Origin of the sequence: Rhodobacter maris (assembly GCF_900217815.1) — a bacterium.
Classification (GTDB): domain Bacteria; phylum Pseudomonadota; class Alphaproteobacteria; order Rhodobacterales; family Rhodobacteraceae; genus Rhodobacter; species Rhodobacter maris.
This window is the reverse complement of record NZ_OBMT01000001.1, coordinates 177,296-197,278: the sequence shown is the minus strand read 5'-3', so window position 1 is coordinate 197,278 and position 19,983 is coordinate 177,296. Positions and strand designations below refer to the sequence as shown.

Genomic DNA, 19,983 nt, shown 5'->3' with positions numbered 1-19,983 from the left:
TCAGTTCGGAGTGGCCCGGAAAGTGTCGATCGGCACAATCAGAGGCGTACCGAGGGCGTGCCTGGGAATGGCCGGCTCCAGGCAGGGGAGGGATCAGTGTCGACAGTGGAAACCTTTTACGACGTGATGCGGCGTCAGGGCATCACCCGCCGCAGTTTCATGAAATATTGCTCGTTGACGGCGGCCGCTTTGGGGCTCGGGCCGAGTTTCGTGCCGAAAATCGCCCATGCGATGGAAACGAAGCCGCGCACGCCGGTGATCTGGGTGCACGGGCTGGAATGCACCTGCTGCTCGGAGAGCTTCATCCGCTCTGCCCATCCGCTCGCCAAGGATGTCGTCTTGAGCATGATCTCGCTTGATTACGACGACACGCTGATGGCCGCCGCGGGCCATGCCGCCGAGGCCGCGCTCGAAGACACGATCGAGAAATACAAGGGCAACTACATCCTCGCCGTGGAGGGCAACCCGCCGCTGAATGAAGACGGGATGTTCTGCATCATTGGCGGCAAGCCCTTTGTGGAACAGCTCCGCCACGCAGCCGAACACGCGAAAGCGATCATTTCGTGGGGCGCCTGCGCCTCTTACGGCTGCGTGCAGGCCGCCGCGCCAAACCCGACCCAGGCGACGCCCGTGCACAAGGTCATCACCGACAAGCCGATCATCAAGGTGCCCGGTTGTCCGCCGATTGCCGAGGTGATGACCGGGGTGATCACCTATATGCTCACCTTCGATCGGATGCCGGAGCTGGACCGTCAGGGCCGCCCGGCGATGTTCTACTCCCAGCGCATCCACGACAAATGCTACCGCCGCCCGCATTTTGACGCCGGCCAGTTCGTCGAACACTGGGACGACGATGCCGCGCGCAAGGGCTATTGCCTCTACAAGATGGGCTGCAAGGGCCCGACCACCTACAACGCCTGCTCGACGGTGCGCTGGAACGATGGCGTGAGCTTCCCGATCCAGTCCGGCCACGGCTGCATCGGCTGCTCGGAAGACGGGTTCTGGGATCAGCACGGCTTCTACCAGCGCGTGACCGGCATCAAGCAGTTCGGCATCGAGGCGACGGCGGACCAGATCGGCCTTGCCACGACGGCCGTGGTCGGCGGTTCGGTGGCGATCCATGCCGCCGCTTCCGCGCTCAAGCGCGCCCAGAAAAAGACCGAGGAGGCGTAAGCCATGACGACGCAAACCCCGAACGGCTTTACCCTCGACAACAGCGGCAAGCGCATCGTTGTGGACCCGGTCACCCGGATCGAAGGCCATATGCGCTGCGAAGTGAACGTGAACGAAGAGGGCATTATCACCAATGCCGTCTCGACCGGCACGATGTGGCGCGGCCTTGAGGTCATTCTCAAGGGTCGCGACCCGCGCGACGCCTGGGCCTTTACCGAGCGGATCTGCGGCGTGTGCACCGGCACCCATGCGCTGACCTCGGTGCGCGCGGTGGAGGATGCGCTCGGCATCTCCATTCCCGAGAACGCGAACTCGATCCGCAACATGATGCAGCTCGCGTTGCAGATCCACGACCATATCGTGCACTTCTACCATCTGCATGCGCTTGACTGGGTGAACCCGGTCAATGCGCTGCGCGCCGACCCGAAGGCGACCTCGGAGCTGCAGCAGATGGCGAGCCCGAGCCATCCGCTCTCCTCCCCCGGCTATTTCCGCGATGTGCAGAACCGGCTCAAAAAGTTTGTCGAAAGCGGGCAACTCGGGCTCTTCAAGAACGGCTACTGGGATAACCCGGCTTACCTGCTGCCGCCCGAAGCCGACCTGATGGCGACGACGCATTACCTTGAAGCGCTTGATCTGCAAAAGGAAATCGTCAAGATCCACACGATCTTCGGCGGCAAGAACCCGCATCCGAACTGGCTCGTCGGCGGCGTTCCCTGCGCGATCAACGTGGATGGCGTGGGCGCGGTTGGCGCGATCAACATGGAGCGGCTCAACCTCGTTTCCTCGATCATCGACAAATGCATCGAGTTCACCAACAACGTCTATCTGCCCGACGTTGTGGCGGTGGGCGGCTTCTACAAGAACTGGCTTTATGGAGGCGGGCTCTCCTCGCAGGCCTGTCTCGCCTATGGCGACATTCCCGAGCATCCGAATGATTTCAGCCCGGAACAGTTGCATCTGCCGCGCGGCGCGATCATCAACGGCAACCTCAACGAGGTGCATGACGTCGATGTGCGCGACCCCGAGCAGATTCAGGAATTCGTCGACCACTCCTGGTATGAATACGGCGAGCCGGGCCAGGGGCTGCACCCCTGGGATGGCGTGACGGCGCCGAAATTCGAGCTCGGGCCGAACTTCAAGGGCACCAAGACGAATATTCAGGAACTCGACGAAAGCGCGAAATATTCCTGGATCAAGGCGCCGCGCTGGAAGGGCCATGCGATGGAGGTGGGGCCGCTGGCGCGTTACATCATCGGCTATGCGAAGGGCCATGAAGACATCAAGAACCAGGTCGAGGGCCTGCTCGGCACGATGAACCTGCCGGTTTCGGCGCTGTTCTCGACGCTCGGGCGTACCGCGGCCCGCGCGCTCGAGGCGGAATATTGCTGCCGGCTGCAAAAACACTTCTTCGACAAGCTGATCACCAACATCAAGAACGGCGACAGCTCGACCGCCAATGTCGAGAAATGGGAGCCGAAAACCTGGCCGAAAGAGTCGAAAGGCGTCGGCATGACCGAGGCGCCGCGTGGTGCGCTCGGCCACTGGGTGCGCATCAAGGATGGCCGGATCGAGAACTATCAATGCGTCGTGCCGACCACCTGGAACGGCTCGCCGCGCGATAGTCAGGGCAATATCGGCGCCTTCGAGGCCTCGCTGATGAACACCAAGATGGAGCGGCCCGAGGAGCCGGTCGAGATCCTGCGCACGCTGCACAGCTTCGACCCCTGCCTCGCCTGCTCGACCCATGTGATGTCGCCCGACGGGGCGCCGTTGACCACCGTCAAGGTGCGCTAGGGGGGCATCATGCGCAAGATCACCGACGAAAGGATCTATGAGCCGAGGGTGCCGCCCGAAGAAATTTTCGAGGCGTCCCGGCTGACCGGCGACGCCACGCTCGAAGATCTCGAGAGTATCCGGCGCCGCACATCGGTCTATGTCTACGAGGCGCCGGTACGGATCTGGCACTGGGTGAATGCGCTTTGCATCACCATCCTGTGCATCACCGGCTACCTGATCGGGGCGCCGCTGCCGAGCATGGATTACAGCGAGGCAACGAACCAGTTTGTCATGGGCTATATCCGCTTTGCCCATTTCGGCGCGGGCACGGTGCTCTCGATCGGCTTCCTCGCGCGGATCTACTGGGCCTTCGTGGGCAACCGTCACGCCTGGCAGATGTTCTACATCCCGATCTTCAACCTGCGTTACTACCGCGAGTTCCTGTTCGAGTTGCGCTGGTATCTCTTCCTCGAAGAAGAGCCAAAGAAATATGTGGGCCACAACCCGCTTGCGCATGCGGCGATGTTCTTCTTCATCACGCTCGGCATCACCTTCATGATGATCACCGGCTGGGCGCTCTACGGCGAGGGGGCGGGGCAGGGCAGCCTGCCGGACACGCTCTTTGGCTGGGTGCTCGGGATCGCGCAGAACAGCCAGCGCATCCACACGCTGCATCACCTCGGCATGTGGGCGATCGTGATCTTCGCAATCATCCATATCTACGCCGCTGTGCGCGAGGATGTGATGAGCCGGCAATCCATGGTTTCGACGATGATCTCCGGCTTCCGGACCTTCAAGGACGACCGTATCGAGTAACTGCTTTGGTGTAAGAGCCGGGCGCAGATCTTCTGCGCCCGGTTTTTGATGGAAGTATTTCTTCCAGTTTCCGGGTTTTGGTGGTAACAATGCTTCCGAAGCCTGGTCGGGCCCGACTCGTTGTTTTTGGCAATCAGGCCCTGACTTCAAGGGGATGCGCGAAGAGGCGCGACCCGGCTCTTTGTGACGGCGCCGCTTCGGCGCCCGGCATAGTCTTCGCTTGGGGCAGTCCGGCTGCCCCGCGTGCAATCGGTTCAGGAGGATTTCATGCAGGCGGTCAAACCCGAACGGGTGCTCGTTCTCGGCATCGGCAATGTGCTGTGGGCCGATGAGGGGTTTGGCGTGCGCTGTGTCGAGACCATGGCCCAGACCCATGCCCTGCCCGAGGCGGTGAAACTGCTCGATGGCGGCACCCAGGGGCTCTACCTGCTGCCGTTCCTGGAAGAAGCCGACGCGTTGATTGTCTTTGATGCGGTCGATTTCGGGCTCGAGCCCGGCACGCTGGTGACGATGCGCGACGAGGATGTGCCCGCATTCATGGGGGCCAAGAAAATGAGCCTGCACCAGACCGGCTTTCAGGACGTGCTCGCCACCGCGCAGCTGATCGGTGCCTGCCCGGGCCGGATGACGCTGATCGGATGCCAGCCGGTCGAACTGGAAGATTACGGCGGCAGCCTGCGCCCGGCGGTGGCCGACCAGATCCCGCGGGCGCTCGAGGAGGCCGTGCGCGAGCTGGAGAGCTGGGGCATCAAGGTGGCGCCCGGTGTCACGCTTTGCGACGATCTCGTCGATCCCTCGCTCGCCCGCGACGCCTATGAACATGGCCGCCCCTCGGAGGAAGACGCCTGCCGGAGCGGGGATCAACGCTTCTTCCCCGCTGCACAGAAGGCGCGCGCCTGATGTGTGTGGGCGTTCCGGTGCAGATCCGCGCCATCGATGGAATCCGCGGTGACGTGATTGAGGAAGGCGTGCCCGGCATCGTCGATCTTTCGCTCACTCCCGAGGCACAGCCGGGAGACTGGGTGCTCGCCTTTCTCGGCGCGGCCCGCGCCGTGATTTCCGCCGAGGAGGCGCAGCAGATCTCTGCGGCGCTCACCGGTTTGCGCGCGCTGATGCAGGGCGGCGATCTGGGGGCGGCCTTTGCCGATCTGGAAGCGCGCGCGCCGCAACTCCCCCCCCATCTGCAAGCCGCGCTCGAGGCCGGCAAGACCACGGCCTGAGGTATCCATGCACGATCACGCCCCTTTCGACACAGCGCCCCGTTCCGGGCAGATGCACCCTCTGGTGGCGCGTCTGAGCACCGAATTTGGCTGGCCGCGGCTTGAAAATGCCTCCGATCTGGCCGAATTCACCTGCCGCCCGGGGGTACACTGCCTGTTCGTGCCGGGTGATTCCGCCCGCAATCTCGAAACCCCCGATGCCGCCGTGGTGTTGCCGGAGCTGCGCCAGGCGTTCCAGAACGGCTTCGATTGCGCCGTCGTTGGCGATGCGATCGAAGCGGATCTGCGCGAAGCGACCCGGGTGCTGAAGACCCCGTCCTTCCTCTTTTACCGCGACGGCACCTTTCTGGGCGGGATCGAGAAGATCCGCGACTGGGACGATTACCTCGCCCGCATTCCCCATATTCTCGCCGTGAAAGGCTGATCCATGGTCTCGAATTTCCATCTGCCGCCCGTCGGCTTCGGCCCCGGCTCGCAGCCCGAGGAAGATGAGGAGCTTGGCTATATGCAGCTTCCCTCGGGGATGCGCACCTATGAGAGCCACCTGCCCGACGTCGCCGACAGCACGGCCGTCGCGCCCGCGATCGCGCTGCTGGTACGGGTGGCCGCCGCGGCATCCGCTTGCGCCGGGGCGGGGCGGGCATGCTTCGATTTGAGCGAGCTTGATGCACAAAACCGTGCCCTCATTGCCGAGACGATGGGGCAGGGCGAAGTCGCAATGAAGATCCGCGGCATTCCCGCGCTGATGGTGCAGGAATCGGTCTTTGCCGGGGTCTGGTGCGTGGCCGGCGCCGGGGTCGACCGGATCGAGGTCGCGCCGGTCCCCTCTGCCGCGCAGAGCCGTGCCTTCGAACCTTTCCGCCGTGCCGGCGGCGCCGGGCTCGCCACGCCGCCCGGAGTGGTAAACGCTCCCGCTCTTCTGGCTGAATTGCTCGACAAGTCGGCTGCTTACGAGGGGGGCGCGGCGCATGTGATCAACCTCACCCTGCTGCCCCATACCGAGGAAGACCTCGCCTGGCTGGCGGAGGCGCTGGGGGAGGGAGCGGTCACAGTGCTCTCGCGCGGTTACGGCAATTGCCGCATCACCGCCACCGCCACCCCCCATGTCTGGCGGGTGCAGTTCTTCAATTCGACCGATGCGCTGATCCTCGACACATTCGAGGTCACGGCGATGCCCGAGGTGGTGTTGGCCGCGCGCGAAGACCTGGAAGACAGCGCAGAGCGGCTGCGCGAAGTGCTGGAGGCGATCCGATGAACGGTCCGATCAAGGGCTTCGAGGGCAGCTATCTGGGGGCCCATGACCGCATTTCCGATCACGCGATCATGGAATGCAAGATCTGCTGGACACCCTACGACCCTACGCATGGCGACGATTTCCGCCAGGTCTTGCCGGGCACGCCGTTCCGCGCGCTTCCGGAGGACTGGCATTGCCCCAATTGCGATGCCCCCCGCGATGCCTTCATCGTGCAATTCGACCCCGGCGCACCAGAACTGCTCGAACAGCAGCGGATCGAGGCGCAGGTCACCGCGCTCACCGCGGATTTTCGTGAGATCTGGCATTCGAAAATGCGCGACGTGCCCTTAGTGAACAAGGCGCTGGCGATCGAGGCGGTTGGGTTTCGCTCCCATGAGGGGCGTGGGCTTGGTGTGCTCGTCTCGCCCTGGTTCATGAATCTCGTGGTGCTGCCGGGCGCGGAAGAAGACTGGTCGGCGCTCGTGCCGGGCGCCAAGGAGGACATGCATTTCCCTTCCGGCATCTATGAATTCATCCACAACCGCCGTGAGATGGTGGGGGGCTATAAGGCTTGCGCCTTGTTCTCCTCTATGGGTGATTTCCAGAGCCAGATGCAGGCACGCGATGTCGCGCGCGCCGTGATGGGCGAGCTCTTCAAGCCGGAGAACCGCGCCGAGACCACGCGGGGCGCCGAAATCCGCGCGAGCCGTGAGGCCGAGATCGAGGCGGTGCACGCTGCCGAAGCGGCGGCCGCAGAAGCGGTGACGCGTGGTGAGGCTCTGGCGCAGCCAAGCCGACGGCAAGTGATTTCCGGCGGGCTTGTGGCCCCCGACAGGGCGGAGGGGGGCGCGGTGTGAGCGCCGAACTCGGCATTCTGCTCCGTCCCGACGGCCCGAGACTGACGGTCGAGATCTCCCGCCCCGACCCTTTGCCGCTGGAGCGGATGCTGCTCGGGCGGCCCGCGGTTGAGGTGGCGGAACTGCTGCCGCGACTGTTCAACCTTTGCGGCGCGGCGCAGGGGCAGGCGGTGCGGCTCGCGCTCGGTCTGCCCGCGCCGCAAATGCCGGTGCAGCACGAGATCCTGCGCGACCATCTGGCGAAGCTCTGTCTGATCTGGCCGAAGCTCGTGGGGGTGCCGCCGCGGCCTCTGCCCGCCGCCTGGGCCGAGGGCGGCACGGCGCTGCAGGGCTGGATCTGGGGCGGGCCGGTGCCCGAGCGGCTGGCCTCGTTCATCGCGAGCGGGGCCGGAGCGGCGCCGCTGCTTGCGGAACTCGCAAAGCTGTTCTCGCCCGGTGAGGCGGTCGCAGACCTGCCGCCGCTCACCGACCCGATGGCGGTGACGGCGCAGGAAAACTCCCCCGCCGGGCGGGTTGCCGAGGCGGGGCTGATGGCGCAGGCGGAGGCCCTCTGGGGCCGCGGGCCGCTCTGGCGTGCGCTGGGCCGGATGATCGACCTGCACCGGCTTGCCCTGACCCCTTACCCGGCCGAGCTGCGCCCCGATGGCACCGCCGTGGTGGCTGCGGCGCGCGGCGCCTATGCGCTTTCGGCCGATGCCGAGGGGGGGCGCCTGACCGCGCTCACCCGCGTCACGCCGACCGATCATCTTCTTGCCCCGGGGGGGGCGCTGGAGCAGAGCCTTGCCGCCCTGCCGAGCGAAAAGGCCGATCTCGCCCGCCTCGTGGTCGATATTCTCGACCCCTGCGTGCCGGTGGCTCTGGAGCTGGCGCCCGATGCATGAAATGTCGATTGTCGAAGGGATCCGCAGCGTGATCGAAGAGGCGGGGCGCGCGCAGGGTTTTGCGCGTGTGACAAAGGTGCGTCTCGAGATCGGGCGGATGGCGGGGGTGGAGCGCGCTGCGCTCGATTTCGCCTTCGACGTGGTGATGAACGGCTCGATTGCTGAAGGGGCGGCGCTCGAGATCATCGATATTCCCGGCAAGGCGCTGTGCTTTGACTGTGAAAAGACGGTAGAAATAGACCATCGCCTCGATGGTTGCCCGCTTTGCGGCGGGGCGCGGCTGCTGGTGCAGGGGGGCGAGGAAATGCGGATCAAGGATCTGGAGGTGCTCTGATGTGCACGGTGTGCGGGTGCGGCGGCCATAGCGTCGAAGAGGCGTTCAAGGACCATCTGAAAAAGACCGGTCAGGAGGCCGAGAGCCACAAGCCCGCGCCCTTCGCCGTGCTGGCGGAGCCGCCGAAAGGCGCGGTGCACAGCCATAACCATACACATTGGCACACCCATGCCGATGGCACGAGCCATAGCCATCCGCATAATCACAGCCACAGCCATACCAGCGGGCATGCCGCGGCCGAGGCGGAGCATCCGCACGGCGAAGGCCATGATCACGACCATGCCCACGGGCATGATCACGCGCATGGGGCCTCTTGCGGGCACGATATTCATCTCGGCCACGGGCTCGCAGGCACGGAAGTGCCCGGCATGAGCCAGGCGCGGCTGGTCGAGATCGAGACCGACATCTTGTCTAAAAACAACATCTTTGCCGCGCGAAACCGCAAGTTTCTGGCGCAAAAGGGGATTTTTGCGACAAATCTGGTTTCCTCGCCCGGCTCGGGCAAGACCACCCTTTTGGTGAAAACGATCGAGATGCTCGGCGGCGCGCCCTTGGGTGTGATCGAGGGCGATCAGCAAACAACGAATGATGCAGACCGCATCCGCGCCACCGGCGCCCCGGCGCTGCAGGTCAACACCGGCAAGGGCTGCCACCTCGATGGCGCGATGATCGAACAGGCGCTGGCGCGTCTGCCGCTGCCCGACCATGCGCTTTTGTTCATCGAAAACGTCGGCAACCTTGTCTGCCCGGCCGCCTTTGACCTTGGGGAAGATGCGAAAGTGGCGATCCTTTCCGTCACCGAGGGCGAAGACAAGCCGCTCAAATACCCCGACATGTTTGCCGCCGCGGGGCTCGCGATCCTCAACAAGGTCGATCTCGCACCGCATTGCGACGTGGATCTGGACCTTTACGAAGCCAATATCCGCCGCGTGAACCCCACTATCGAGGTGCTGCGCGTCTCCGCCCGCACCGGCGAGGGCATGCAGGCCTGGCTGGACTGGCTCGCCGCCGGGCGCGCCCGCAAGGCAAGCTGATGTCGGCCTCTGCCCCCGCGATCCTCCTCGTCGATGATGAGCCCCATTCGCTCAGCGCGATGAAACTCGCGCTGGAGGATGATTTCGATATCCTCACCGCCAAGGGGGCGGCAGAGGCGCTGGCGATCCTCGAAGAGGAATGGGTGCAGGTGATCATCTGCGATCAGCGCATGCCGGGGCGCACGGGGGTCGATTTTCTCACCGAGGTGCGCGAGCGCTGGCCGGAGACGGTACGGATCATCCTCACCGGCTATACCGACAGCGCCTCGATGATGACGGCGATCAACGAGGCGGGGATCCACCAGTTCCTCACCAAGCCTTGGCATCCCGAGCAGCTTCTGGCCTCGGCGCGGAACGCCGCGCGGATGTTTGCGCTGGCACGCGAGAACGACCGGCTCTCGTTGGAGATGCGGCTTTTGAACTCGACCCAGGAAAGCCGGGTCGAGAAACGCCGCCGCGCGCTGCGCGAGGGGATGGGGTTCGAGACGATCCTGCGCACGCCCAATTCCGCGATGAACGGCGCGGTGACGCTGGCGCGGCAGTTTGCGAGCTTCGATGTGCCGGTGCTGGTGCGCGGCGAGCCGGGCTCGGGCCGGGCGCAGATGGCGCGGGCGATGCATTATGTCTCGCTGCGCTCCGACAAGCCGTTTTATGAACTCAACCTTGCGGGCATGCCCGAAGAGCTGGCAATGATCGAACTCTTCGGGGCACGTCGCGGCATTCTGCCCGGTGGCGTCGCAAAGATCGGCCTTGCGCAGAAGGCAGACCGGGGCACGCTGTTTCTGGCCGGGATCGAGACCGCGACGCCGGCCTTGCAACTGGCCTTGATCCGCATGCTGACCGAGGGGGCGATCACGCCCTTGGGCGGGCAGGAGACGGCAGGCACGAACCTGCGCCTGATCACGGCGGCAGCGGCCGATCTGCGCGCGCTGGTGGCGGACGGGAAATTCCGCTCGGACCTCTATTATGCGCTCTCGACCGGCGAGGTAGTGCTTCCGCCTTTGCGGGCGCGGCGGGGCGATGTGGCGATTCTGGCGCAGAACTTTCTGGCCGAGGCGGCGGCGCGGCACGGCAAGCCGGTGCTGGGCTTTGACGGCACGGCGCTCGATTTCCTCGAAAACTACGACTGGCCGGGGAACCTGCGCGAGCTTTCGAACGAGGTGACGCGAATGCTGATGTTCGCGCAGTCAAACACGCTCGGCGCGGATCTGATTTCGCGTCACATTTTGCAGGCGGCGCCTTCGGAAGAGGGAGCGGACCGCTCTGCCGAAGAGGTGATGACCGCCGCGGGCACGCTGAAGGATCGCGTCGAGCTGATCGAGATGCGGATCCTGCGCGAAACGCTGACGCGCAATCGCTGGAACAAGAGCCGCGCGGCGGCAGAGCTGGGGCTCAGCCGGGTGGGCTTGCGGGCAAAGCTTGAACGGTATGGCATCATCGACCCTTCAGGGCGGGTGTCGGAAGAGGAGGAGAGCTGATGTGTCTGGGGATTCCGGGGCAGATCATCGCCATCACCGATGCGGAGCGGATGGCCGCGCTCGCCGAAGTGTCGGGCGTGCGGCGCGAGGTCAATGTGGCCTGCGTGGCCGAGGGGCCGCTTGAGGCGCTTGTCGGGCAGTGGGTGCTCATTCACGTCGGCTTTGCGATGAGCCTGATCGACGAGGATGAGGCGGCCAAGACGCTTGAGGCGCTGCGCGATCTGGGCGAGGCGCAGGAGGCGCTCGAGCAGATGGCGGCGGGCGATGCGGCGCTGGAGGGGCGGGCATGAAATTCGCCTCTGAATTCCGCGATCCGGCGCTGGCAAAGGCGCTCTTGGCCGAGATTGCAAGGACCGCCGACGAGATTGGCGCGACGAAGCAAAAGCCGGTCAGCATCATGGAGATCTGCGGCGGGCATACGCATTCGATCTTCCGCTACGGGCTCGACCGGCTGATCCATGACGGGATCGAATTCATCCACGGGCCGGGCTGCCCGGTCTGCGTGCTGCCGCGCGCGCGGGTCGATGAATGCATCGAGATTGCGCAAAAGCCGGGCGTCGTGTTTTGCACCTTTGGCGATGCGATGCGGGTGCCGGGCTCAAAGCTCAGCCTGCTGCAGGCGAAGGCTGCGGGGGCGGATGTGCGCATGGTCTACAGCCCGCTCGACGCGCTCGAGATTGCGCGGCGCAGCCCCGAGAAGGAGGTTGTGTTCTTCGGTCTCGGTTTCGAGACCACGACGCCCTCGACCGCGCTTGCGATTGCGCAGGCCGCGCGCGAGGGGCTGACGAATTTCACGGTGTTTTGCAACCACATCACCGTGCCCGAGCCGATCAAGGCGCTGCTCGATGACCCGCATATGTGCCTTGACGGCTTTATCGGGCCGGGCCATGTGTCGATGGTGATTGGCATTCATCCCTATGATTTCATTGCCGAGGATTATGGCAAGCCGATCGTTGTCGCGGGGTTTGAGCCGACCGATCTGCTGCAATCGGTGCTGATGGTGCTGCGCCAGATCGCCGAAGGCGTGGCGCGGGTGGAGAACCAATATGCCCGCGTCGTGCCCGAACATGGCAACACGGTGAGCCTTGCGGCGATGGCGGAGGTTTATGAAAAGCGGCCCTCTTTCGAATGGCGGGGGCTGGGCGAGATCGACGCCTCGGGGCTGCGGATTCGCGACAAGTACCGCGCCTTTGATGCCGAGGAGAAATTCGGGATCGGATATGCCGGCGTGCGGGCCGTGGTCGAGGAGGCGGAAGGCTGCGCGTGCGGTGCGGTGATGACGGGACGGATGAAGCCGCCGGCCTGTCCGCAATTTGGCAAGGGCTGCACCCCGGAGATGCCGCTTGGCGCTTTGATGGTGAGTTCGGAGGGTGCTTGTGCGGCCTACTGGCAATATGGGGGCGCGCGGGCGGCGGAGTGATTTCGCCTCGGCAGGGCCGAGGCGACCCGGCGGGGGGCTTGCAGCCCCCCCCCCCCCCCCCCCCCCGGACCCCCCGGACAGCCCCGGCGAGACTGGAGTGAGACGAGAATGGCTTTGAGAGACGCGCGGGTGACCTTGGCGCATGGCGGTGGCGGGCGCGCGATGCGTGACCTGATCGAAGAGGTGTTCACCTCCGTTTTCGGCCCGCCGGGGATGGAGGATCAGGCGCGGCTGAGTGCGGCGGCGCTCGCCCGGCCCGGCGCGCGGCTCGCCTTCACCACCGACAGCTATGTGGTGACCCCGGTCGAGTTTCCGGGGGGCGATATCGGCAAGATCGCCGTTTGCGGCACGGTGAATGACCTTGCCGTAGGGGGGGCAACACCGCTCTGGCTCTCGGCCGCCTTCATCATCGAGGAGGGCACCGAGATCGCGCTTTTGCGCCGCATCGTGGCGACGATGGCAAGCGAGGCGGAAGCCGCGGGGGTGCGGATCGTCACCGGCGATACCAAGGTGGTGGGGCGGGGAGCTTGCGACGGGGTCTTTGTCACCACCGCGGGGGTGGGCGTGATCGCGCCCGGTTGCGAGATGGCGGCAGACCTCGTGCGGCCGGGGGATGTGGCGATTGTCAACGGCGTGCTCGGCGATCACGGCGCGACCATCCTTGCGGCGCGGGGGGATCTGGCGCTGTCGAGCGATATCGAGAGCGATTGCGCGGCGCTCGGTCATCTGATGGCCGATCTCATCGCCGCCGCGCCCGGCACGCGCGCGGCGCGCGATCTGACCCGCGGCGGGCTTGCCTCGGCGCTCAGCGAGATCGCGGGAGCCGCCGGTTGCGGACTGGTGATCGAGGAGGCCGCGCTGCCGCTTCGCGCCGAAGTGGTGGGGATGTGCGAGATCCTCGGCCTCGATCCGCTCTACCTTGCCAATGAGGGGCGACTTGTTGCTTTCGTGCCCGAGGCCGAGGCCGAGGCGGCGCTGGCTGCGATGCGGGGGCGCCCCGAAGGTGCGGGCGCTTGCATTGTCGGGCGGGCAGTGCCAGAGCACCCCGGGCAGGTGCGCATGCGCACCGCTTTCGGGGGCAGCCGGATCGTCGACATGCTGGTGGGCGAGCAATTGCCGCGAATCTGCTGACGCTGTAGATCTGGGCTCAGCGTGCCCGACAAGACGATTGACTTGGTGCCGGCCTGCAGGGGTCATAGCTGCGGAACTTCCGGCAAAGATATTGCTTACAGGCCCCTTGCGGGGAAAATTAGAGCGGCCGGAGGACATGAAGCCCACCGCCAAAACCGGAAAGACGAAACGTATGGACGGCCCGAGCGACGACAAGACTGACGCGGATCTGACAGTGACTGCGCCACCGGCGCCGCAAGAAGACACCGGCGCGCCGCAGGTGGTGGTGGCGATTGGGGCCTCTGCCGGGGGGCTTGATGCGCTGGAGCGTCTATTTGGGGCACTGCCCTCCAATACCGGCGCGGCCTATGTGGTGATCCAGCATCTGTCGCCCGATCATAAATCGATCATGGCCTCGCTGCTGGCGCGTCACACCAGAATGCCCGTGGTGACGGTGGAAGACGAGATGGCGCTCGCGCCCAATTCTGTCTTCCTGATCCCGCCCGCCACGATCATGACGCTCGAAGGGCGGCATTTGCGGCTCGCCCCGAAGGATCGCCGCGTGCTTTCGCTGCCGATCGATGCTTTTTTCACCTCGATGGCGGCGGGATACGGTAACCGCGCCCTTGCCGTCGTGCTCTCGGGCACCGGCTCGGATGGCACGCGTGGCGTTTCCGCCGTCCATGCCGCGGGGGGGGTGGCAATTGCGCAGGATCCGCGCGACGCGCGCTTCGACGGCATGCCGCGCTCGGCCATCGCCACTGGTTTCATCGATTCCACCCTCTCGATCGACCGCATCGGCCCCTGGATTGCGGATTACCTCGTACGCCGCCCGGCTCTGGTGGCCGCCGCAGAGGCCGGGAAAACCCCCGAGGGTGACAGCCCGGCCCTGCCGCGGCAATTCGAGGGGCTTGAGCCGCAGGAGGCGCTGGGCCGGGTGATCGAGATCCTCTCGCTCTCGGGCGGGGTGAATTTCACCGATTACAAATCAGGTACGGTGCAGCGCCGGATCGAGCGGCGCATGGGCGTGCGCCAGATCACCGAGCTTTCCTCCTATCTCGAACTGCTGACCCAGGATCGCGCCGAACTCGCCACGCTGCGCCGCGAGATGCTGATCCCGGTCACCTCCTTTTTTCGTGACACGGAGGCCTTTGCGGAGCTCTCCGAACGGGTGATCGATGCGCTTGTCGCCGAGGCTGCGGTGGGCTCGACGCTCCGGGTCTGGTCGGCGGGCTGCGCCACCGGTGAAGAGGCTTATACGCTCGCCATGCTCTTCTTCGACGCCTTCGAACGGGCGGGGCGCTGGCCGACGCTGAAGATCTTCGCCACCGATGTCGAGCCGGTGAACATCGAGCAGGCCGCGACCGGATTCTACCCCGAAACCATCGCCGCGGATCTGCCCGGCACCTTCCTGGAGCGCTTCTTTACTCCGCGCGGCGGGCAATTCGTTGTCCGCCCGGAGTTGCGCCAGTCGATCGTCTTCGCGCGCCACAACATCCTGTCCGATCCGCCGTTCACCCGGATGGATCTGGTCAGCTGCCGCAACACGCTGATTTATCTGCGCCCCGAGGCGCAGGAGCGCGCGCTCCGGCGGATGCATTACGCCCTGCGCCCGGGCGGTTTTCTGTTCCTCGGCGGGTCGGAAGCGCTCGTCCATGTGCAGGACGATTTCTCCGTGCTCTCGGCGCGACACCGGATCTGGCAGGCGCAACGCTCGGGCTCGGCGCCGCTTACCGACCGCAAGGCAGGGCTTTACATCAACGCGCGCCCGACGCGCCGACGCACCGAAGGGGCACCGCAAACGGCGATGGAGCGCGGCCTTGCGGCGCTGCAAAAAGCCTATGCGCCGCCGCCGTCTCTGCTCGTCAACGGGCGCCATGAGATTCTGCATTCCTATGGCGATCTGAGCCGGTTCATGCAGATCCGCGATGGCGTCGCAACGCTCGAGATCGGGCGTCTTCTGATCGAGCCTTTGCTTCCCGTTGCCTCGGCGCTGCTGTTCAAGGCGGCGCGCCTTGGCGAGGAGGCAGGCTCCGATCCGCTGCATCTGGCCGAAGGTGTGGCCGGACCCGAAGCGCAATGGGTGCGCCTGAAGGTGATGCCGATCGCCCCGGCGCAGGAGGCCGTGCCCGACGAGGTGCGCCTCTACCTTCTTGTTTTCGAAACCGTTGCCTCGGATGAGGATGATGTGCCCGTGGTCGACATCGACCGTGAGGTGGGCGCGCGGATCGAGATGCTGGAGGCCGAGCTCGCGATGACGCGCGAGAGCTTGCAGGCGATGATCGAGGAGCTGGAGACCTCAAACGAGGAATTGCAGGCCACCAACGAGGAAATGATGGCCTCGAACGAGGAGCTGCAATCGGCGAACGAGGAGTTGCAATCAGTCAACGAGGAGCTGAACTCCGTCAACGCCGAATATCAGGAGAAGATCGACCTTCTCAACCGCTCCAATGCCGATCTTGACAGCCTCACCCGGATCATGGCGATGGGGGCGATCTTCGTCGATGCCGATCTGCGCGTGACCCGGTTCAGCCCTGACGCGGTCGAGCTGTTCCGGATCCGCGATGTCGATATTGGCCGCCCCTTGGGCGATATTACGCATCGGCTCGATTATGCCGGGTTGCTCGATGACCTGCGCCGCACGCTGCGCGCGCAAAGCCGTCACGAACGCGAAGTCAGCGGGCTGAACGGGCGGCATTATCTGGTGCGGATGCTGCCCTACAAGGTGCCCTCTTCCGCGGCGCAGGGCGTGGTCCTGACCTTCGTCGACATCACCCAGACCCGTAACCTGCAGCTTTTGCAGTCGGTGATCGACGGGCTCGCCGAACATGTTGCGGTGCTCGATGGCAAGGGCGACATCATGCTGGTGAACGCCGCCTGGACGCGGTTCGCCGCCGAAAACGGCGATCCGGGCGCGGCCCATACCGGGGTTGGCGTCAATTACGTCGGCCATTGCGATACCGGCAATGCGGCGATCGACGGCAGCTACGCCAAACGCGCAGTCGACGGCATCCGGGCTGTGCTTGGCGGCAAGCAGGACCAGTTTTCGCTGGAATATCCGTGCGATGCGCCCGAATGCCCGCGCTGGTTCGTGATGCATGTGCGCCCGCTTGCCAATCCGATCCAGGGCGCGGTGGTCAGCCATGTCGAGATCACCCGCTGGCGCGAGGATGTCGCCGAATAAAGCTCTCCGGAATTCATTGATCTTCATGCCCCCCGGACCACGGTCCGGGGGGTGTCTTTTGGGCGGTATACCGTGGTCAATTGCATAAATGACGAATCTGACTTTTGGAGATAAATCTTGACAGTTTTGATGGGCAAACGTATCCGACAAGAAAGGTAAGGATTTTAGGAGACCAGCCATGCTCGCCCCGCTCCTGATCATGCTGCGTGAAGGGCTAGAGGCCGCGCTTGTGGTCGCGATCATCGCAACCTATCTCAAACGCACGGGGCGCGGTGCCTGGATCGGTGCTATCTGGGTGGGAGTGCTGTTTGCGCTGGCACTGTCGCTGTTCGTCGGCGCCGGGCTGCAGGCGCTTCAGGCAGAGTTTCCGCAACGTGCGCAGGAGGGCTTCGAGGCCATCGTGGCGCTGGTTGCCGTGGGCGTGCTGGTGTGGATGGTGTTCTGGATGCGAGCTGCCGCGCGCTCGATACGTGCCACGCTGGAAACCGGCATCGACGCGGCCTTCACGGAGAATGGACCGGGGCAGGGGACGGTCTGGGCGCTCATCGCCATGTCTTTCTTCGCCGTGGCGCGCGAGGGGCTCGAATCGGTCTTCTTCCTGCTCGCGATCTTCCAGCAGGCGCCGGGGCCGACCGCGCCGCTCGCGGCCCTTCTCGGCATCGTGATCTCGATCGCGCTGGGCTGGGGGCTTTATGCGGGCGGGCTCAAGCTCAACCTGCGGCTTTTCTTCCGCGCCTCCGGGCTTTTCATCCTCTTCGTTGCGGCGGGGCTCTTTTCCGGCGCACTGCGCTCGCTCCATGAGGCAGGTCTGTGGAACTGGTTGCTCACCCCCGCCTGGGATCTGAGCCACGAGCTTCCGCTCTCCTCCGTTGCGGGGGCGGTGCTCTCGGCGCTTTTCGGCTATCATGAGAGCCCGAGCTTCGGCGAGGTGCTCGCCTGGGCGCTGTTCCTGGTCTGCACCCTTCCGTTCTTCCTGCGTCCCGCACCCATTGCCCAACCGCAAGAGGCCTGAGATGACGACGCCTGACACCGCTCCCAAAGGCCCGCCGGGCCGGCTGATCAATTACCTTATCGCCGTTGGCATCGCCCTCACGGCAGGCGGGATCGAGCTCTTCTGGTCGATCTCCTCGCGCAATAACGTGATGACGATGGATGCGATCACCATCACCGTCGACGGGCGCGCCTGCACTCCGATGGCGCTTGAGATGCCCGCGGGCAAGGCGACTTTCAAGATCGTCAATGCCTCCGACCGGCCGCTCGAATGGGAGATCCTCGACGGGGTGATGGTGCTGGCCGAGCGCGAGAATATTGCGCCCGGTTTCTCCTCCAGCCTCACCGAGACGCTGAAACCGGGGGATTACGAGATCACCTGCGGGCTTTTGTCGAACCCGCGCGGGAGCCTCAAAGTGCTGCCCACGGCGGCGAGCGAGGCCGCGCGCACGGCCCCGCCGGTGGCGGAATTCGTCGGGCCGCTCGCCGAGCGGCAGGTGCAGCTGATGCGCGCTGCCTCGAAATTCGTGCAATCTTCCAAAGCCCTGGAGGAGGGGCTCGGGGCGGGCGACATGGTGGCCGCGAAAGCCGCCTGGCTTGCTGCGGCGCAGGACTGGGCCCGGCTCGGCCCGGTTTCGCTCCGTGTTTCGGATCTGACGAACCGGATCGCGCCGCAGCCCGAATGGCTTGCCGGGCGCGAGGCGGATCCGGGGTTCACCGGCCTCACCCGGATCGAATATGCGCTCTTCAAACAGGGCAGCACCGAGGGGCTCGGGCCCGTTGCGGCGCAGCTTCTGGCCGATGCCGAGGCGCTGCAGGTGCGCGTCAAGGCGCTCAAACCCGCGCCGGAGGATGTGGCCGGCGATGCCGCGCGCCAGGCCCGCGCGCTGGCCGAGGGGCAGATCGCCGCCGGGCTCTCGCGCCATGCGGGGGCCGATGGTGCGCTTCTTGCCGCCGCGCTTGAGGGCCTGCGTCGCTCGATGGCGGCGGAGGAGCCGATGATCTCGGCTGCCGATCCGGCGCTGGCCGCGCGTCTTGATGATGCCTTCGCCGCCGCCGGAACGGCTGCACAATCCACCCCTTACGACCCTGCTGCCGCAGCGGCGGCGTTAAGCGGCCTGGCCGACGCGCTGGGCGCCATCAACCAAAGCCTGTCTTTAGAGAGCTGACATGTCCGAGATGAACGAAAGCCGCCGGGCCCTGATCAAGGGGCTGGGCCTGGGTCTTGCAACCTGTCCCTTCGCGCTGGGCGCGGCCCGGGCGGAGGCGCCCGCGCAGGCCTCGGCCGTCACCGCCGCGCCGCAGGCGGGCGCCACCTCGTCGAGCGACCGGATCTCGCCTTTCGGGGCGCATCAACCCGGCATCGCCACGCCGCGCCCCGCCTGGGGCATGGTGGCGAGTTTCGATGCGATCGTCGACACGCCAGCCGACCTTGAGCGGCTCCTGCGCCGCCTCACCGAGCGGATCCGGTTCCTGACGAGTGGCGGAGCGGTGCCGCAGGTCGACCCGAAACTGCCGCCGCTCGACAGCGGCATCCTGGGGCCGGTGCTGCGCCCTGACGGGCTCACCGTCACGCTCGGGCTTGGCTCATCGCTCTTTGAGCGCCACGCTTGGCTCGCGGCGCATCGCCCGGCGCAGCTGGTGCGGATGACGTCCTTCCCCAATGACGCGCTCGATGCTGATCTTTGCCACGGCGATATTGCGTTGCAATTTTGCGCCAATACCCAGGATACGATCATCCACGCCCTGCGCGATGTGCTGAAAAACCTGCCCGATCAACTGGTTTTGCGCTGGAAGCAGGAGGGCAACGTGCCCGTGATCCCGCCGCAGCCGCCGGGGGTGATGGAATCGGCGCGCAATTTTCTGGGCTTCCGCGACGGCTCGGGCAACCCCGACGCCGCCGATGAGGCGCTCATGGCGCGCGTGCTCTGGGTCGAGACGCCCGACTGGACCGCCGAGGGCAGCTATATGGCGGTGCGGATCATCCGCAATTTCGTCGAGCGCTGGGACCGCACGCCGCTCACCGAGCAGGAGCGGATCTTTGGCCGCACCAAGATCACCGGCGCGCCGCTTGACCAGCCCGCGGGCAGCGAGGCCGATGTGCCCGATTACGCCGCCGACCCCGAAGGCGAAAAAGTGGCGCTCGACAGCCATATCCGGCTGGCCAACCCGCGCGATGAAGCCGGCGAGCGCCATCTGATGCTGCGCCGCCCTTTCAACTACTCAAACGGTGTGACCCGCTCGGGCCAGCTCGATCAGGGGCTTCTCTTCATCGCCTGGCAGGCGAGCCTTGAGGATGGCTTTCTGGCCGCGCAAACGCGGCTGAACGGAGAACCCCTTGAAGAATATATCAAACCTGTCGGTGGTGGCTATTTCTTTGCGCCGCCCGGCTTTTCGGACGCCGCCGACGATTATCTTGGCCGCCAGCTGATCGACGCCATTGGCCGCACCCCCCGCAAAACCTGAGAAAGGA

At 65.4% G+C, this 19,983-nt stretch carries 19 protein-coding genes; all 19 read left to right on the top strand.

The window, feature by feature from the left end; all coding sequences use genetic code 11:
• Window positions 1-96: 96 nt before the first annotated feature.
• The 19 genes from CRO22_RS00925 to efeB all read left to right on the top strand — a co-directional run bounded on the left by CRO22_RS00925 (window position 97) and on the right by efeB (window position 19,976).
• A complete protein-coding gene (locus tag CRO22_RS00925) occupies window positions 97-1,173 on the top strand; it encodes a hydrogenase small subunit (RefSeq protein ID WP_097068233.1) in 1,077 nt (358 codons plus the stop codon).
• A 3-nt stretch (window positions 1,174-1,176) separates the two neighbouring features.
• Window positions 1,177-2,970: a nickel-dependent hydrogenase large subunit gene (locus CRO22_RS00920; protein ID WP_097068232.1), complete on the top strand. Its 1,794-nt coding sequence runs from the start codon at window positions 1,177-1,179 to the stop codon at window positions 2,968-2,970.
• A gap of 9 nt (window positions 2,971-2,979) precedes the next feature.
• A complete protein-coding gene (cybH, locus tag CRO22_RS00915; RefSeq protein WP_097068231.1) occupies window positions 2,980-3,768 on the top strand; it encodes a Ni/Fe-hydrogenase, b-type cytochrome subunit in 789 nt (262 codons plus the stop codon).
• Window positions 3,769-4,035: 267 nt separating this feature from the next.
• Window positions 4,036-4,668: a HyaD/HybD family hydrogenase maturation endopeptidase gene (locus CRO22_RS00910; RefSeq protein ID WP_097068230.1), complete on the top strand. Its 633-nt coding sequence runs from the start codon at window positions 4,036-4,038 to the stop codon at window positions 4,666-4,668.
• Window positions 4,668-4,988: a HypC/HybG/HupF family hydrogenase formation chaperone gene (locus CRO22_RS00905; RefSeq protein ID WP_097068229.1), complete on the top strand. Its 321-nt coding sequence runs from the start codon at window positions 4,668-4,670 to the stop codon at window positions 4,986-4,988. The genes CRO22_RS00910 and CRO22_RS00905 overlap by 1 nt, the downstream gene beginning before the upstream one ends.
• Before the next feature lie 7 nt (window positions 4,989-4,995).
• A complete protein-coding gene (locus tag CRO22_RS00900) occupies window positions 4,996-5,412 on the top strand; it encodes a thioredoxin domain-containing protein (RefSeq protein ID WP_097068228.1) in 417 nt (138 codons plus the stop codon).
• A gap of 3 nt (window positions 5,413-5,415) precedes the next feature.
• Window positions 5,416-6,243 (top strand): hydrogenase expression/formation protein, encoded by an 828-nt coding sequence (locus CRO22_RS00895; protein ID WP_097068227.1) that lies wholly within the window; start codon window positions 5,416-5,418, stop codon window positions 6,241-6,243.
• Entirely contained in the window at window positions 6,240-7,079 is an 840-nt protein-coding gene (locus tag CRO22_RS00890; protein ID WP_097068226.1) for a [NiFe]-hydrogenase assembly chaperone HybE, read from the top strand. Before CRO22_RS00895 ends, CRO22_RS00890 begins: the two co-directional genes overlap by 4 nt.
• Window positions 7,076-7,960 carry a hypothetical protein gene (locus tag CRO22_RS00885; RefSeq protein WP_097068225.1) on the top strand — a complete coding sequence of 295 codons (885 nt, stop codon included), beginning with the start codon at window positions 7,076-7,078 and terminating at the stop codon, window positions 7,958-7,960. The genes CRO22_RS00890 and CRO22_RS00885 overlap by 4 nt, the downstream gene beginning before the upstream one ends.
• Window positions 7,953-8,294 carry a hydrogenase maturation nickel metallochaperone HypA gene (gene hypA, locus CRO22_RS00880; RefSeq protein WP_097068224.1) on the top strand — a complete coding sequence of 114 codons (342 nt, stop codon included), beginning with the start codon at window positions 7,953-7,955 and terminating at the stop codon, window positions 8,292-8,294. The genes CRO22_RS00885 and hypA overlap by 8 nt, the downstream gene beginning before the upstream one ends.
• Window positions 8,294-9,328 carry a hydrogenase nickel incorporation protein HypB gene (hypB, locus tag CRO22_RS00875; RefSeq protein WP_176518508.1) on the top strand — a complete coding sequence of 345 codons (1,035 nt, stop codon included), beginning with the start codon at window positions 8,294-8,296 and terminating at the stop codon, window positions 9,326-9,328. Before hypA ends, hypB begins: the two co-directional genes overlap by 1 nt.
• Window positions 9,328-10,806 carry a sigma-54-dependent transcriptional regulator gene (locus CRO22_RS00870; protein WP_097068223.1) on the top strand — a complete coding sequence of 493 codons (1,479 nt, stop codon included), beginning with the start codon at window positions 9,328-9,330 and terminating at the stop codon, window positions 10,804-10,806. The genes hypB and CRO22_RS00870 overlap by 1 nt, the downstream gene beginning before the upstream one ends.
• On the top strand, window positions 10,806-11,096 hold the full coding sequence (locus tag CRO22_RS00865; protein WP_097068222.1) for a HypC/HybG/HupF family hydrogenase formation chaperone: 291 nt from the start codon (window positions 10,806-10,808) through the stop codon (window positions 11,094-11,096). The genes CRO22_RS00870 and CRO22_RS00865 overlap by 1 nt, the downstream gene beginning before the upstream one ends.
• A complete protein-coding gene (hypD, locus tag CRO22_RS00860; RefSeq protein WP_097068221.1) occupies window positions 11,093-12,226 on the top strand; it encodes a hydrogenase formation protein HypD in 1,134 nt (377 codons plus the stop codon). The genes CRO22_RS00865 and hypD overlap by 4 nt, the downstream gene beginning before the upstream one ends.
• Before the next feature lie 108 nt (window positions 12,227-12,334).
• On the top strand, window positions 12,335-13,357 hold the full coding sequence (gene hypE, locus CRO22_RS00855; RefSeq protein WP_097068220.1) for a hydrogenase expression/formation protein HypE: 1,023 nt from the start codon (window positions 12,335-12,337) through the stop codon (window positions 13,355-13,357).
• Window positions 13,358-13,493: 136 nt separating this feature from the next.
• A complete protein-coding gene (locus CRO22_RS00850) occupies window positions 13,494-16,520 on the top strand; it encodes a CheR family methyltransferase (protein WP_245860842.1) in 3,027 nt (1,008 codons plus the stop codon).
• 178 nt (window positions 16,521-16,698) lie between these two features.
• The gene (gene efeU, locus CRO22_RS00845; protein WP_097068218.1) at window positions 16,699-17,532 is read left to right on the top strand and encodes an iron uptake transporter permease EfeU; all 834 of its coding nucleotides are present in this window, start codon (window positions 16,699-16,701) and stop codon (window positions 17,530-17,532) included.
• A gap of 1 nt (window position 17,533) precedes the next feature.
• Window positions 17,534-18,679, top strand: a complete 1,146-nt coding sequence (locus CRO22_RS00840; RefSeq protein WP_176518507.1) for a cupredoxin domain-containing protein — start codon at window positions 17,534-17,536, stop codon at window positions 18,677-18,679.
• A 1-nt stretch (window position 18,680) separates the two neighbouring features.
• Complete coding sequence (gene efeB / locus CRO22_RS00835; RefSeq protein WP_245860841.1) at window positions 18,681-19,976, top strand: iron uptake transporter deferrochelatase/peroxidase subunit; 1,296 nt, start codon at window positions 18,681-18,683, stop codon at window positions 19,974-19,976.
• The last annotated feature ends 7 nt before the right edge of the window (window positions 19,977-19,983 follow it).

Bases quoted from the DNA above. Each gene is read 5' to 3' on its own strand.
- CRO22_RS00920 (WP_097068232.1), top strand. From the start codon at position 1,177: ATGACGACGCAAACCCCGAACGGCTTTACCCTCGACAACAGCGGCAAG.
- CRO22_RS00870 (WP_097068223.1), top strand. From the start codon at position 9,328: ATGTCGGCCTCTGCCCCCGCGATCCTCCTCGTCGATGATGAGCCCCAT.
- efeU (WP_097068218.1), top strand. From the start codon at position 16,699: ATGCTCGCCCCGCTCCTGATCATGCTGCGTGAAGGGCTAGAGGCCGCG.
- CRO22_RS00865 (WP_097068222.1), top strand. From the start codon at position 10,806: ATGTGTCTGGGGATTCCGGGGCAGATCATCGCCATCACCGATGCGGAG.
- CRO22_RS00910 (WP_097068230.1), top strand. From the start codon at position 4,036: ATGCAGGCGGTCAAACCCGAACGGGTGCTCGTTCTCGGCATCGGCAAT.
- cybH (WP_097068231.1), top strand. From the start codon at position 2,980: ATGCGCAAGATCACCGACGAAAGGATCTATGAGCCGAGGGTGCCGCCC.
- CRO22_RS00905 (WP_097068229.1), top strand. From the start codon at position 4,668: ATGTGTGTGGGCGTTCCGGTGCAGATCCGCGCCATCGATGGAATCCGC.
- efeB (WP_245860841.1), top strand. From the start codon at position 18,681: ATGTCCGAGATGAACGAAAGCCGCCGGGCCCTGATCAAGGGGCTGGGC.
- CRO22_RS00895 (WP_097068227.1), top strand. From the start codon at position 5,416: ATGGTCTCGAATTTCCATCTGCCGCCCGTCGGCTTCGGCCCCGGCTCG.
- CRO22_RS00900 (WP_097068228.1), top strand. From the start codon at position 4,996: ATGCACGATCACGCCCCTTTCGACACAGCGCCCCGTTCCGGGCAGATG.
- hypD (WP_097068221.1), top strand. From the start codon at position 11,093: ATGAAATTCGCCTCTGAATTCCGCGATCCGGCGCTGGCAAAGGCGCTC.
- hypB (WP_176518508.1), top strand. From the start codon at position 8,294: ATGTGCACGGTGTGCGGGTGCGGCGGCCATAGCGTCGAAGAGGCGTTC.
- CRO22_RS00890 (WP_097068226.1), top strand. From the start codon at position 6,240: ATGAACGGTCCGATCAAGGGCTTCGAGGGCAGCTATCTGGGGGCCCAT.
- CRO22_RS00840 (WP_176518507.1), top strand. From the start codon at position 17,534: ATGACGACGCCTGACACCGCTCCCAAAGGCCCGCCGGGCCGGCTGATC.
- CRO22_RS00850 (WP_245860842.1), top strand. From the start codon at position 13,494: ATGAAGCCCACCGCCAAAACCGGAAAGACGAAACGTATGGACGGCCCG.
- hypA (WP_097068224.1), top strand. From the start codon at position 7,953: ATGCATGAAATGTCGATTGTCGAAGGGATCCGCAGCGTGATCGAAGAG.
- hypE (WP_097068220.1), top strand. From the start codon at position 12,335: ATGGCTTTGAGAGACGCGCGGGTGACCTTGGCGCATGGCGGTGGCGGG.